Below are 13,327 nucleotides of genomic sequence, written 5' to 3' on the forward strand. Positions count from 1 at the left end.
TGTACCCTTTTACCGAAAGTTTACAAATTGCTTCTTGCATGTATCGGTAAAACATTATAAAGTATCACATTACGTTATTTTTATGTGCGATTTTTGCCTGCAGGGAAACACAGAGGCTTTCAAAGAGATATTTGCTATTATAAGATGGATGGAAATATATTTATTTGAATTACACTGTATCCATTCTTACCATGGGGCTAATTAAAATAACAGATAGAGGTGAAAAGCATGAGATGCGGTGCAAAATGTTTTTATGTGGAAGCGGAACTGGATGGAAAAAAACTGACCAAGGCCGTGAATGCAAGAACACCGGCAGAAGTCAGAAAAACGATCCGCAAAGCATATGGTGAGAAAACGTCAGTAATATCTGTGCGGGAAAAGAAAAAGTCTTCGCTGACGGCAAGTTCATCCATTTGATTGACAAATTGCGTTAAACCATTACAATAAAATGTGGCTCTTTTTTAGAGCGGGTTGGGAGAGGGATAACTGAATAGAAGGAATAGGAATGAAAAAAAACCTGTTTCAATTACAACAGCACAACACCACAGTAAAACAGGAAGTGTCAGCAGGATTCATCGGCTTTTTTACGATTGTCTATATTATTGCTGTGAATTCGCTGATTTTATCGGAGGCTGGTATACCGCTGGAAGGTGCCATCATGGCTACGATTATAACTTCATTTGCCGGATGCCTCCTGATGGGTTTTTGGGCCAATGCGCCGATTCTTGTCGTACCGGGTATGGGAATCAATGCGATGTTTACCTATACATTGGTGCAGTCCATGGGGCTTTCCTGGCAGGAAGCGCTTGGTGTCACGGTCATATCCGGTTTGATATTTACCATTATTGCTTTTACCAGGTTAACAACAATCATCAATAGTGCGATACCGGGTTCACTGAAAGAAGCCATTACTATCGGAATCGGGCTTTTTCTCATGCTGATTGGTCTGGAAAACGGACGTCTCGTGGAGCGGGGAGATCAGTCCATTATTGCGTTGGGGGATTTGAGTGATCCGCACGTACTGGCAACAATCCTGACGCTCGCCATTGCTTTGATTTTGTATATCCGCAATGTGAAAGGGCATTTTCTATGGACCATTCTTATTGGTATAGGCATTGCTTTTATGTTAAATATTTTGCCTGCACGTACGAACGATACTTTTTCCCTGCGGGGTTATAGTGAGGTGTTCGGTGCTTTTACATTAGAAAATTGGACATCACTCCCTTTTATCATTGCTGTATTCTCCATTACGATGGTGATCGTTTTTGAAAGTATCGGCTTGATTTCCGGACAGCTGAATATGACAAATAGACCTGAAAAGTTTAAGAAGGCTTATCAGGCAAATGGCATTTCTTCTATGCTTTCCGGTGTTTTTGGATCGAGTCCAACGGTATCTACTGCAGAAAGCGCGGCTGCTATTGCTGCCGGAGGAAGAACGGGACTTACGGCAATCACTGCAGGTACGCTGTTCCTCGGAACTGTTTTTCTTATCCCGTATATAAATATCATTCCTTCCAACGCGATTGCTCCCATATTGATTATTATAGGGGCGCTGATGGTGCAAAACATCCGGAATTTGAACTTTCAGGATTTAACGGAATCATTTCCCGCTATTTTTATCATTATTATGATTCCTTTCACGTACAGTATCGCTGACGGCATTGCGATGGGATTTATATTGTATGCGCTGCTGAAGCTGACCACGGGAAAAGAAAGAACCGTTTCGTTGACACTATATATTATAGCCGGTCTGTTTTTACTGACCTTTATACTGCAATTTGCAAGTTAAGGTTTTTATAAGATAAGAGAGCCATTTGATTTTTCAAATGGCTCTCTTTGATTATGCTGATTAAAATTGTCTTCCAAATATATTCAGGTAGCCAAGGGAATAAGAAACAGCTATGGTAATTGCGAGCATACCTGCAAATAAGATGAAAAAGAGCCAGTCTTTTGTCTGAATGCTCATTTGGTGGTAGTGGGTACGCTCTTTGTCTCCTGTGAACCCTTTGGATTCCATCGCAATAGCAACACGTTCTGATTTGCGGAGACCATTTGCCAACAGCGGGATGGCATATCTCCGGAATTGTTTTATTCTTCCTTTTATGCCGGGCTCTCTATCCGCGCCGCGAATACGATGAGCCTGTTTCAATATCTGGTACTCGGAACGGAAAACCGGCAGAAAACGATAGCCTGCCAGGATGCCAAAGGTAATTTTGGGCGGGAGCTTGAACTGCTGCATGAGACTCAGCATGAATTTTGTTGAATCAGTTGTCAGAGCAAATAAAAGAGATAAGGCGACAAAGCATAAAGAACGGAGCCCCAGACTGATTCCTGTCATCAGACTGCCTTCTGTTATATCCACTCCCCAAATGGTAAAAAGGACGTTGCCATATGAAAAGGTCTGATTGGCATAAAGTGTCGCCATCCAGGCAGATGTCAGTGCCACCAATACAAATGGACTGAAAATTTTCAGCCATGTCATCGGGCGGATATCCGCTAACGTAAACGTTATAATCAAAATAAAGATAAAATAGACCAGTGGGGTAAACACATCAAATGTAAAGCTGAGCAGCAGGCCGGGCACCATTATTGTAACGGCCTTCATTGCCGGGTTAATGGATGAGATCATGGATAACACCTTCCTGTTGAATCCCTCTGATGCGATAAGGCAGGCGCAGCCTTGCCTGATTGATAACATCCTCCCGTTCCCATAAATCTTCCGGATTTCCATTAAAAATAATATTCCTGTCATGCAGTACGATGGCCCGGTCCGTGCTGTCCACAATATCCATATCATGGGTAACAAAAACAATTGTTACATCATATTCGGCCTGTAATTGTCTTACGATATGCATGAGTTCCCCCGTCGTGGAGGCGTCTTGCCCAAAAGTTGGTTCATCAAAAAATAAAATATCCGGCGTTTGATCCAGCATTGCAGCTACACTCAGCCGCCTTTTTTGACCGCCGCTTAAAGAAAAGGGATTGCTGAAACGGTGATGCATCAGGTGAAATTGTTTCATCAGTCTTGTCGCAGCATCTTCCTGTTTTTCCTCTGTATATCCGTTCAGTTTCATTCCATATGTCAGTTCATCGATAACGGTATCAGTAATAAACTGATGTTCCGGATTTTGAAAAACATACCCTATTTGCTTTCTCAGTTCTTTCTGGTTCCACTGCTGCAGCTCTCTGTCAAAAAATAAAATTTTGCCTTTCTTATAAGGCAGCAATCCTGCCATCAGTTGCAGGAGTGTAGATTTTCCAGCGCCGTTTTCTCCTGCAATCGATACGAATTCGCCGCAGTGTATATTCAAATTGACGTTTTGGAGAACTGTGTGTCTTTTCCTTTTAAACGTAAGGTCTTTTACGGATATAATTTCTTCAGATGACGGAAGGGGAGCACGAACCCCAAAATTTTTATTTTCGGGCATATAGCACTTAGGAAAAAAAACCCCTTCCTTTTTTAACCGTGCTGCATGTTTTGTAAAGATGGTGTTAGCAGGTCCTTGTGCAATAAGTTTCCCGCTGCTTCCTAAAGCAAGCACCCTGTCTGTCATATCCAGCCAATCATCAGGCTCATGTTCGATAATGAGGAGCGCTAAATCCCTTTTTTGCCGAAGCGAGTTTAACAGGTCAATAAACTCGACCCGGGACAAAGGGTCCAGATTGGCAGTTGGTTCATCAAGAATTAAAAGTTCCGGTTCCAGCAAAAGCACGGATGCCAATGCAACTTTCTGTTTTTGCCCTCCCGAAAGCTCGTGGATTTTCTTTTTTTCAACTCCTTCCATCCCGACATCATGCAGCACTTGAGATATACGCTGCGGCATTTCCAAGGAAGGGATTTTACGGTTTTCCAATGTAAATGCAAGCTCATCTTCCACTTTAATCATGCAAAATTGGCTTTCCGGATCCTGAAAGACAATACCGATTCGCTGGTTCAATTCCCCCTTTTGAAATTCCCGGATGTTTTTTCCGCGATAATAAATGTTGCCGGAAGAAACTCCTTCCACTGCTTCCGGGTATAACCCATTTAAACATAGGGCAAGACTGCTTTTCCCTGATCCGCTGGCACCAATTAGAAGCACCGTTTCATTTTCATACAGGGAAAAAAGCAGATTATTTAATAAAGGAGCTTCCGGATTTTCATAGCTGAAAGAGAAGTTATTTACGTCAAGGATGCGATTAAATGGCTCCTTTTTCACGTTGTTTACGCCGCTCCTTTCCTAAAGCATACCCGCGGAGCACGCCTGTTTTTGCCAGTTGGTCACTCATCCACTTTCCTAGCACACCGGCCAGCAATGCACCACTGATCAGTCTGACAACTAGCATGGATGTAAGTAACCATGGTGCCAATGCGATATTCCCGGCAGAGTACAGGTTCCAGACAAAGCTGAATATAGCAGCTCCCATTCCGGCAAAAACAAGGATCCGCAGCCGGTAATCCTTCCACCTGGTTAAAGCAAAAGCAAGTTCTGCTCCTGCTCCCTGTATAGCTGCACTGAGGATCAATTGAGGACCTGCAGTCGTTCCGAGAAGCACTTGCACTACCCCTGCTATTAATTCAGAAGTAAAGGCGACGCCGGGTTTTCGGATAATATAGGCAGCAATAATGGATACGATAAACCATATGCCGAAGATAATCTCATATCCAAACTGGCCGAGGCCAAAAGGGGCAAGCACATTTCTGAACCCCTGGCCAATCAGGAAAAAACCGAGGTAGATTATACCGAATACTACCCCTAAAACTGCCATGAGCACGATTTCCTTTAATTTCCATTGGTTTGTCATCTGCACACAACTCCTTAAGCTTTATTGGAAGGACTGTTGGCTGATATGCTGAATGTCATGGTGACATGGGATACCTTCTCCTGCACGAGATAAAAAGATTCCTCCAGTGTCCGGAAGATATCTTTTACATCCCCATCCAGCCTGGTTGCATAATGAGTGGAGCTGACCTGGACACCCCGTGATTTTGACAGGTCAATCTGTTCATAGATCTTATCCATATAATCTTTCTCTCCCAATGGGTAGAGAGAAAACTTGCATCCCGCTTTCTGGCTTATGGAGCTGACCATTTCTTTATTTAAAGTGGTGTCTGACTCGTCCATATAGGCATCTGCGTCGGTGTCACCCGGACATCCAATCGAGAAGGTTCCGTTCATGGCAACATGCTCCCCTGTTGAAGCAGCATGCAGAAAGATGGCTTTTGTAATATCAAAGACATGGATCATCTTCCCGCGGATTAAGGTGGTTACATCATCTGTTTCCTTCCATACTTTAGAAGTATCCGTTTTCTCCAAAGATGATAGAATAATATTTTCAAAGTCCCTGCTCATAGGATGCAAGCTGAACTGGCAACCTGCAATTCTGCTAGTTCCACAATAGTTTTCCATACATAAACTCCTCCTGTTGATTATTATTAAAATAAAAAACTGCACTCCGCTTTAGGGAATGCAGTTTGCCTGTAATATTTCCATGTATATTTATTCATACAGCAGACCGCACTTCCCCACGCTGGTATTATCCAGTTCGGGTTATAAGGGTCAGATTTTCCATCTTCTCAGCCGCTCGATGCAGCTCCCCTAGTGCCAAATTCAGATATGCAGTTATTTGACTTCAGTATAAACATGAATGTTCCTGTTTGTAAAGGGAAAAGGGTTAATATCCTATACTGTTACAAACCCAAAAACCAAACGGAAGAATTATCGCGATTTGGTGTTCCACTCATCGCAGTAAGTGATTTACACATATTCCATAAGTTAATAAGTCTTGATCTGATGCGCTTTCTTTGTATAGCATTAATCAGCTTCGATTAAATATCGGCAGTTTTTCCAGAAATATAATATCCTCTCTTTCAGCTGCATCTCCTTCAGCCAGTATAGCTGCTTTTGCAACAACGTTCCCTCCGGCTTTTTGGACCAATTCCTCCAATGCCCTGATGGATTCTCCTGTGCTGATAACGTCATCAATTAATGCTACCCGTTTACCCTGTATGCGTTCCACATCTGCCTCATCCAGGCAGAGAATTTGTGATGACTGTGTTGTAATGGAATGAACCTCATATGTTAAAGGGTTCTTCATATAAGGCTTTACACTTTTTCTGGCAACGATATAGCGTTGCATATTTAATATTTTGGAAAGCTCATGGACAAAAGGAATTCCTTTTGCCTCAGCTGTAACAAGGATATCCGCTTCAGGCAGCTTTTCGCTTAACAGCGGGGCCGCAGCAGTAACCAGTTCCGTGTCACCCAGGAGAACAAAACTTGCTATGTTTATATCTTTATTTACAGGTATCACCGGTAATTGCCGTGTAACGCCTGCAACCTTCAGTTCATAGTTTTCCATTCAACATACCTCCGATATCTTTAAACACCAAATATCCCCAGTAAAAATTGCATCATGACACCAGCAAGCATTCCTAAAAATGGATCGGCTATCGCTGTTACAACCATTGTTATACCGCCTACCAGACTGGAACCCGGCGTGTCTCCTGTCAGTGCAGCTTCTGCATTTCCCGGCAATGTCACAATAGCCCCCAAAACAAACAGAAAACCGACGATAGAAGCACTGGGCACGTATTTGCCAATTTTGGGCAAAAGTTTCAGAAATAAAATGACTGCCATGATCACCATCATGATGACACCGGACAATACAGCATGTGGAGCACTGGCGGTGGCGGAGATAACTACCTCTACCGGTCCCCCTCCGAACAAAGCAGAAGCCATATCAGCCAAACTGCTAATAATCGTAATGGTGTCCACATTTACATCCGCTTTGGCAATATCTGCATTGATTTTGCCAAAAGCTATATTGGCTCCAATATTTAAACACGCCAAAGCCAATGCGCCTCGAATAACCATGGGGGTTAACGTTAATTTTTGCAGTTTGAATTTATCCTCTTTTACATTTTCGGCAACACCTGTTTTGTCTTTTTTCATAAAAGCGTAAATAATACTGGAGAAAATAACTGAAATGGTGATCGTGTAAACGAGATCGCTTGTTGCCATGTAAACAATCAGTGCACTGATGAAAGAAGATATTCCAACAACACGGTCATTTTTTGACATGTCCCAAGCCACTTTTGCCAGCATAATACCAACGCCCGCCATCATTCCGTTGGTAATTACCGGCCCGATCCATGCAATAATCCCTTCCATTAAACCAAATAATCCGATAACAAGCATAATTAGCGCACCGAAGAAAATCATGGATAATCGTTCGCGAAGATTTTTTCCCATGGTTCCGGCAACGGTAATGGTTTCTGCCTGGTATGAAATGACAGCCACATTGCTTGTCAGGGTATTCCCGAATGCTCCGATGATAAAGGCAAGTGCGGTAGGAACAGAGGCAAAACCGAATGTCATGGCCAGCAGTCCCTGCGGCAAACCATTGAGCACACCGCTAATTGCTGCAAGTAAGTCTTTTATGATCTCCATCTGACTGCTCCCTTTTCCCCCGAAAAATGAAAAGTGCTTAAAAAAACAAAAAAAGCCATTCATCAGAACGGCTTTTTAAAAGAAGCACCGTCCATAGTAGAGTAATTTACGGTTACTCTGTAGAGACTCCCGATCCATATTATCGGGATTATACGAGGCTTATATTTACTAATACACGAACAATATTAACATATAATCTATTAACATTCAATTTATTTCTTTGTAATCTATCATACATTCAATTATAGTGTGGAAATACAAGTAAAACACGAACAATTAAATCCTGGGTGGGTTTATTGCTCTTTATCCAACGGGGGAGCGATTGCCGGCAGCGGGTATGGTTTTCAATCATATAAAGCTTATCAGGCTCACTGAAATATTTTCTGCAGCTCGAACACGGGCAATTGTATGCTTCACCTATCCAGATAAGAATAGGCGGCATCAATTCCCCGGTCGAGCAAATTCCTGATTTCTCCATACATAAAGAATAACTGTAGCCATAACAACAAGTTCTGCAAGCGGTATGGACAGCCATACGCCATGTACACCAATAAATAGCGGGAGTACAAGAATGAAGATCATCATGAAAATAATCTCCCTTCCTGCAGTAATCCAGGTTGCCATCCGAATTTGGGCAATGGACTGAAAATAACTCATCATCACAAAGTTGATACCCATAAAGAGATAAGCAATGAAAAACAGTCGTATTCCAGTGGTTGCCATATCGACTACTTCTGCCTCGAAATCACCAAAAACAGCAACAATCTGTTTGGCTCCAAACTGACCAATCAGAAAAGCTGCGATACCTGAAAAAATGGCTGTACCTATAGCTAATTTCATTGTCTGCCTTATTCTGTCCGGCATCTTCGCCCCATGAAAATAACTTACAAGAGGCTGCACAGCTGCGCCCATTCCAAGAAATAACATGAGCATCACACTATGCACATAATTCAGTACAGAAAATGCGGCAACACCGATTGTACCTGCCAAACGTGCCAAAGTAACATTATAAGCGACAGTGAAAACGGAAATACCTATTTCGGATAAGAAACTTGGAAAGCCAACCGTCATTGTATTTTTAAACAAGGCACGATGAAAATGAAAGGGAACGAAGCGTAAATGGTTTGATTTCTTAAAAAAGTGGGCACCCATTACAAATACACCAATGAAAGCGGCAATAATTGTTCCGATGGCTACCTCAGCTACACCCAGGTTTAATACATATAAAATATAATAGTTAATGGCGATATTGAAAACTGCTGTAACAACTAGAGCAATCATCGCTAAAGTTGGATTTTGGTCATTCCGTATAAAGGTGCTTATAGCATTTTCTGCTGTAAGGATAAATCCAAAAAGCAGCATTATTCGTAAATAATCATTGGCAAAAGGAAAGGTTTCTTCATTTGCCCCAAGCATATAGGTAAGAGGCTCGTTAAAAATCAAAGCTGTTATTCCAATAACAATAGTAAAACCGGCGATTAAAACAATGGAATGTGTAAAAATAAACTGCGCTCTTTTTACATCCCTCGCCCCCATAGCTTGAGAGAACAGGGTAGCCCCTCCCATGCCAATCCAAAGTGACATAGCGACGAAGATCGTATAGACCGGTGATGCAATTCCTACACCTGCCAACGCTGTGGATCCAAGTCGATTGCCTACCATCACCCCGTCTATGACGATATTCAATGCCATAATCATCATCCCGATCAGGGAGGGGACCAAATATTTCATAAAAATGCGGCCGACCGGCTCAGTATGTAATAAATCTGTTTGATTTGTAGTCATGTTTTCCTTTCCCCTTCTGCTTCCAGAATAATATTATTCCGGAGAATGCGGACGCATGCTTCGAAAACCGGTTCTATTGTTTCAGCTTATTAATAAGCGCAACGATTTGTTCGGATATGCTGTCTTCCATTGCTGAAGCCAGAATCCCGAGAATGGTATTCATATTTTTTCTTAGTATTATCTGTTACCTATAACGTCCATTCTTTTATTAATTATAAGGGACTTTTTGTACTTTTGACATAAATATAGAGAAGTAACTCTAGTGCTCAAAATTGTGGAGGCATTTTCGACATACAGTATGTGCAGTGTCAATATTGCGGTAGGATGTATCTGCTTTAGCCAATCGTTCCTTTTTTAACCTTCTTATTAAACACATAATATAACAAAGTGCTTCCCATTTTGGTTCTTTGTTGGGAACAGAAGGATATTTTAATGTAAATGTTTGCAGAGGTTTAACCGGAGAATTAAATTTAATTACATGAATGAAATGGCGTGATATGATAATTCATATCATACTATTTTTTCGAGGAGCTGAAAACATGGCCGTTTTAACAAATGATTGGTCACCAATCATGGAGAACGAATTTAAAAAGGATTACTACATACAGCTGCGTGACTTTTTGAAGCAGGAGTATAGTAATTACACTGTTTACCCGGATATGTATGATATTTTTAATGCGCTCCATTATACAAGCTATAAAAATACCAGGGTAGTCATTCTTGGCCAGGATCCCTATCATGGCCCGAATCAGGCGCATGGTTTAAGTTTTTCTGTAAAACCGGAAGTCAGCATACCGCCATCATTAATGAATATTTATAAGGAACTGCAGGAAGACCTCGGTATTTCTATTCCCAATCATGGTTCTCTGGTCAATTGGGCAAAGCAGGGAGTCCTGTTGCTGAATACAGTACTGACCGTAAGGAGGAAACAACCGAATTCCCATAAAGGCAAGGGTTGGGAGCAATTTACAAATGAAGTCATCAGGCAGATTAATGCAAAAAAAGACCCTGTTGTTTTTATACTTTGGGGCAGGCATGCGCAGTCAAAAGAGGAATTGATCACAGCGAACCATCACTTCATTATAAAGTCACCGCATCCAAGTCCATTTTCTGCAAACAGAGGGTTTTTTGGCAGTAAGCCATTTTCAAGGACGAATAAATTTCTGGAAAAAGAAGGGCGCTCTCCGGTTGACTGGCGGGTTTGAATAGGGGAAGTTTCGGCTTACATTTTATAATGCCAGTGTTAGTGGATGAAAGAATGTAGATTACATGTATTATAAGGTATTCATTGGACATAAGAAAATAAAAATGAAAAATTGGTATATTACACCCCCTCCAGCATTATGTAATAAGTCAGGGATGAACGTCTGGTTACTGAAGATCATGCGCCCGTAAAATTCATAATGAATTTCTATTCATACAGAAAATCCTTCAAAACTTAATCCGCCTGAGTAACCATTGACTAACCTACACACTTAAATTATAATTAGTGTGTAGGGGGAGTTTTAGATGGAGGATCCAATGAAACGAAAACAATTTCATATAACAGATAAAGACGATGAAACCTTAAAGTATCTTGCTTCCAGTAAAGGATGGTCAGAAGCTGAAGTTGTCCGGGAAGCGATCAGGGAGTATGCTTCAAAAGAGCGCCAAAAAACTAACCCACTGCTCAAAATGGCAGATAGTGCGGAAAAGTACGATGTTGATTCTGCGCGGGATTTGTCCGTTAATCATGATGATTATTTAATGGGGATATTTGAAAATGGGAAAGGCTAAATGTTTTCTGGACACAAGTGCATTCATTGCATTATATCATGTGAAAGACCAGTACCATAAAAAGGCCCGTGAAATTGCATCCGTGCTGAAAGGCAACGATCTAATACTTTCCGACTCAGTGATAACCGAAACTTATACGCTTCTCAGATATCGCTCTGGGTTTCCTGTTGCCCGTCATTTTTTGGAATCGGTAATGAAAGAAGATGAATTTATAATAGCTGAAGTTACACCTGCAGTCAGAGAAACTACTTTGCGGCTTTTAAATAAATATAGTGATCACAAAATATCATATTGTGATGCGTTAAATGTGGCAATAATGAAGGAACAAGGAGTTCAAAAAATCTTTGCTTTTGATTACCACTTTGAAATGATGGGAGTAAAGCTTGTTCGGACGTAATAATGTTGTATTGTTTAACAGTATAGTTACCGTGCTGTATTTGTTAATAAAAGAAGATGAAAGAAGAGGGTATCTTTTTTGACAGGTACGTGGTATACTTAAAATAACTTAATTGTTCGTGCTAGCAATACAAGATCAATGTCATTACTTTTCAATGTATATCATCGTCTTGAATTATTATCAGAACAACCAAAGTAATAAACGTGCACTATGCACAATGGAGGAATTTTTCAATGAACACAGGTTCAGTAAAATGGTTTAACGCAGACAAAGGTTTTGGGTTTATCGAGGTTGAAGGCGGAGACGATGTATTTGTACACTTCTCAGCAATTCAAGGCGAAGGTTTTAAAACGTTGGAAGAAGGTCAGCAAGTTACTTTTGATATCGAAGAAGGCAACCGCGGACCACAGGCAACTAACGTTGTTAAATAAATAATTCACAGTAAAAAAGCTCTTCTGTCACAGAAGAGCTTTTTTTCGTTTGCCTTTGAAAACGGACCAGCATGTTTTAATTAATAAAGTCCCCTGCTCCTATGTTATAATTAATTTATCAATATATTATGGAGTTTTTAGCAGAAGTATCCCTATATGTAAGTAAAATATTTTTGGGTAATACTCAAATACTAAATGGACGAAAAAGAGAGTAAATATATACAAGATAAAAGGATAGGTGTTATTATGGCAGAGAACTTGAAGTTATCCATTTTAGATATTGTTACGATGTACAATGGAGAGTCAGCGAGGGAATCACTTCAGAATTCGGCTGAGCTGGTACAATTAGCTGACCGGCTAGGCTATACACGCTATTGGTTTGCCGAACACCATAATCAAAAGCACCTGATGAGCACCTCGCCGGATATCATGAGCGCCCATACAGCTGCCTTATCCAAAAATATCCGTATTGGTACGGGAGGAACCATGCTGCCCAATCATAGTTCACTAAAAGTGGCAGAGAACTTTTCCTTTCTGGAAGCCCTGTATCCCGGCCGCATCGACTTGGGGATCGGACGGGCTCCCGGCACGGATGTCCTTACTGCCTCTGCCCTAAGAAGAAATAGTGATGAGTCTTTTTCGGAGCAGCTGGAAGATCTTCTGTCTTTCTTTAACCGTGATTTTTCGGAAGACCATCCATATCGCTCCGTGATAGCTTCCCCGGATAAAAGCCTGGTGCCGGATATTTATATGCTTGGGTCCAGTGATGGGGGGATGAAATACGCTGCAGAGCATGGTCTTGGTTTTGTATTCGCAAAACATATTTCTCCTGATCTTGCTGCTCCGGTATTACGCACGTATCGGGAGAACTTTAAGCCCTCTTCCTTTTTATCTGTGCCAAAAAGTATTATGTCGGTGATTGTTGTTGCAGCGGAAACAGATGAAGAAGCGCAGTATCTTGCAGAACCTGCTGAGCTTCAGTGGGTAAGATGGACGACAGGTGAGCTGCATTTAGCGCCTCCAACACTGGAAGAGGCCAACAATTATGTTTATACAAAGGAAGAAGAAGCGGTAAGGGAAGAAAATAAGGATAAATTCGTTATAGGCAGTGCAGAAACTGTAGAAAAACGCCTGAGGGAACTGGCAGAGGAAGCCAAGGCAGATGAGATTATGATTGTTGATATGCTGACTGAAAAAAGTGCCCGCCACCGTTCGTACGAATTACTGGCAGAAGCGTTTCAGCTTGCTTCACATTAAAAAAGCAGGGAATCCATTTTGAAAAGTTATCAAGTGGATTCCTTTTGTATTTTTAGAAGGCTTAAAGAGTTATGGCTCCGAGGCTTTTGAGCAAATTTATTGAAGTAGTTATGTTAATTTTACTTTTAATGCATGAAATGGAAAAGGGACACCCTTGTATTAAAAGAGTATCCCTTTGATTTCTAAAGTAACACATAAGATTTATTTTTATTTACCATACACATCGTGCCTGGAAATCTGTTTTATTT

At 41.2% G+C, this 13,327-nt stretch carries 14 protein-coding genes and 2 riboswitches; of the genes, 7 read left to right on the forward strand and 7 right to left on the reverse strand.

Annotated elements, in window-relative coordinates; translation table 11 throughout:
* Nucleotides 1-228: 228 nt before the first annotated feature.
* Nucleotides 229-417 carry a hypothetical protein gene (locus GHD25_RS00430; protein ID WP_164214372.1) on the forward strand — a complete coding sequence of 63 codons (189 nt, stop codon included), beginning with the start codon at nt 229-231 and terminating at the stop codon, nt 415-417.
* A gap of 88 nt (nt 418-505) precedes the next feature.
* Nucleotides 506-1,789, forward strand: a complete 1,284-nt coding sequence (locus GHD25_RS00435) for an NCS2 family permease (protein WP_164214373.1) — start codon at nt 506-508, stop codon at nt 1,787-1,789.
* A 60-nt stretch (nt 1,790-1,849) separates the two neighbouring features.
* Here the strand turns inward: GHD25_RS00435 and GHD25_RS00440 are convergent, their stop codons facing one another.
* From GHD25_RS00440 to GHD25_RS00470, 7 genes are all read right to left on the reverse strand, one after another.
* Entirely contained in the window at nt 1,850-2,605 is a 756-nt protein-coding gene (locus GHD25_RS00440; RefSeq protein ID WP_240452163.1) for an energy-coupling factor transporter transmembrane component T family protein, read from the reverse strand.
* 7 nt (nt 2,606-2,612) lie between these two features.
* Nucleotides 2,613-4,199, reverse strand: coding sequence for an ABC transporter ATP-binding protein (locus GHD25_RS00445; RefSeq protein ID WP_164214375.1), 1,587 nt, complete (start codon nt 4,197-4,199; stop codon nt 2,613-2,615).
* On the reverse strand, nt 4,180-4,785 hold the full coding sequence (locus GHD25_RS00450) for an ECF transporter S component (RefSeq protein WP_164214376.1): 606 nt from the start codon (nt 4,783-4,785) through the stop codon (nt 4,180-4,182). The genes GHD25_RS00445 and GHD25_RS00450 overlap by 20 nt, the downstream gene beginning before the upstream one ends.
* Before the next feature lie 14 nt (nt 4,786-4,799).
* Nucleotides 4,800-5,390 carry a YkoF family thiamine/hydroxymethylpyrimidine-binding protein gene (locus tag GHD25_RS00455; protein WP_164214377.1) on the reverse strand — a complete coding sequence of 197 codons (591 nt, stop codon included), beginning with the start codon at nt 5,388-5,390 and terminating at the stop codon, nt 4,800-4,802.
* A 96-nt stretch (nt 5,391-5,486) separates the two neighbouring features.
* Nucleotides 5,487-5,591, reverse strand: a riboswitch (TPP riboswitch).
* Nucleotides 5,592-5,799: 208 nt separating this feature from the next.
* On the reverse strand, nt 5,800-6,342 hold the full coding sequence (locus tag GHD25_RS00460; protein ID WP_164214378.1) for a phosphoribosyltransferase family protein: 543 nt from the start codon (nt 6,340-6,342) through the stop codon (nt 5,800-5,802).
* A gap of 20 nt (nt 6,343-6,362) precedes the next feature.
* The gene (locus tag GHD25_RS00465; RefSeq protein ID WP_164214379.1) at nt 6,363-7,433 is read right to left on the reverse strand and encodes an NCS2 family permease; all 1,071 of its coding nucleotides are present in this window, start codon (nt 7,431-7,433) and stop codon (nt 6,363-6,365) included.
* 74 nt (nt 7,434-7,507) lie between these two features.
* Nucleotides 7,508-7,609, reverse strand: a riboswitch (purine riboswitch).
* 265 nt (nt 7,610-7,874) lie between these two features.
* The gene (locus tag GHD25_RS00470; RefSeq protein ID WP_164214380.1) at nt 7,875-9,218 is read right to left on the reverse strand and encodes an MATE family efflux transporter; all 1,344 of its coding nucleotides are present in this window, start codon (nt 9,216-9,218) and stop codon (nt 7,875-7,877) included.
* A gap of 539 nt (nt 9,219-9,757) precedes the next feature.
* Between GHD25_RS00470 and GHD25_RS00475 the strand changes: the two genes are divergently transcribed.
* From GHD25_RS00475 to GHD25_RS00495, 5 genes are all read left to right on the forward strand, one after another.
* On the forward strand, nt 9,758-10,423 hold the full coding sequence (locus GHD25_RS00475) for a uracil-DNA glycosylase (protein ID WP_164214381.1): 666 nt from the start codon (nt 9,758-9,760) through the stop codon (nt 10,421-10,423).
* A 304-nt stretch (nt 10,424-10,727) separates the two neighbouring features.
* Nucleotides 10,728-10,994 (forward strand): ribbon-helix-helix domain-containing protein, encoded by a 267-nt coding sequence (locus tag GHD25_RS00480; RefSeq protein ID WP_164214382.1) that lies wholly within the window; start codon nt 10,728-10,730, stop codon nt 10,992-10,994.
* A complete protein-coding gene (locus GHD25_RS00485; protein ID WP_164214383.1) occupies nt 10,981-11,391 on the forward strand; it encodes a type II toxin-antitoxin system VapC family toxin in 411 nt (136 codons plus the stop codon). Before GHD25_RS00480 ends, GHD25_RS00485 begins: the two co-directional genes overlap by 14 nt.
* Nucleotides 11,392-11,624: 233 nt before the next feature.
* On the forward strand, nt 11,625-11,822 hold the full coding sequence (locus GHD25_RS00490) for a cold-shock protein (protein WP_144089640.1): 198 nt from the start codon (nt 11,625-11,627) through the stop codon (nt 11,820-11,822).
* Between the two features lie 246 nt (nt 11,823-12,068).
* Entirely contained in the window at nt 12,069-13,079 is a 1,011-nt protein-coding gene (locus tag GHD25_RS00495) for an LLM class flavin-dependent oxidoreductase (protein WP_164214384.1), read from the forward strand.
* Nucleotides 13,080-13,327: the final 248 nt, after the last annotated feature.

This window comes from Virgibacillus aidingensis (genome assembly GCF_010994035.1).
In the GTDB taxonomy this organism is placed as follows: domain Bacteria; phylum Bacillota; class Bacilli; order Bacillales; family Amphibacillaceae; genus Virgibacillus_N.

What these genes read in the sequence shown, in the direction of transcription:
- GHD25_RS00430 (WP_164214372.1), top strand. Translation starts at nt 229, where the DNA reads ATGAGATGCGGTGCAAAATGTTTTTATGTGGAAGCGGAACTGGATGGA.
- GHD25_RS00435 (WP_164214373.1), top strand. Translation starts at nt 506, where the DNA reads ATGAAAAAAAACCTGTTTCAATTACAACAGCACAACACCACAGTAAAA.
- GHD25_RS00440 (WP_240452163.1), bottom strand. Translation starts at nt 2,605, where the DNA reads ATGAAGGCCGTTACAATAATGGTGCCCGGCCTGCTGCTCAGCTTTACA.
- GHD25_RS00450 (WP_164214376.1), bottom strand. Translation starts at nt 4,785, where the DNA reads ATGACAAACCAATGGAAATTAAAGGAAATCGTGCTCATGGCAGTTTTA.
- GHD25_RS00455 (WP_164214377.1), bottom strand. Translation starts at nt 5,390, where the DNA reads ATGGAAAACTATTGTGGAACTAGCAGAATTGCAGGTTGCCAGTTCAGC.
- GHD25_RS00460 (WP_164214378.1), bottom strand. Translation starts at nt 6,342, where the DNA reads ATGGAAAACTATGAACTGAAGGTTGCAGGCGTTACACGGCAATTACCG.
- GHD25_RS00465 (WP_164214379.1), bottom strand. Translation starts at nt 7,433, where the DNA reads ATGGAGATCATAAAAGACTTACTTGCAGCAATTAGCGGTGTGCTCAAT.
- GHD25_RS00470 (WP_164214380.1), bottom strand. Translation starts at nt 9,218, where the DNA reads ATGACTACAAATCAAACAGATTTATTACATACTGAGCCGGTCGGCCGC.
- GHD25_RS00475 (WP_164214381.1), top strand. Translation starts at nt 9,758, where the DNA reads ATGGCCGTTTTAACAAATGATTGGTCACCAATCATGGAGAACGAATTT.
- GHD25_RS00480 (WP_164214382.1), top strand. Translation starts at nt 10,728, where the DNA reads ATGGAGGATCCAATGAAACGAAAACAATTTCATATAACAGATAAAGAC.
- GHD25_RS00485 (WP_164214383.1), top strand. Translation starts at nt 10,981, where the DNA reads ATGGGAAAGGCTAAATGTTTTCTGGACACAAGTGCATTCATTGCATTA.
- GHD25_RS00490 (WP_144089640.1), top strand. Translation starts at nt 11,625, where the DNA reads ATGAACACAGGTTCAGTAAAATGGTTTAACGCAGACAAAGGTTTTGGG.
- GHD25_RS00495 (WP_164214384.1), top strand. Translation starts at nt 12,069, where the DNA reads ATGGCAGAGAACTTGAAGTTATCCATTTTAGATATTGTTACGATGTAC.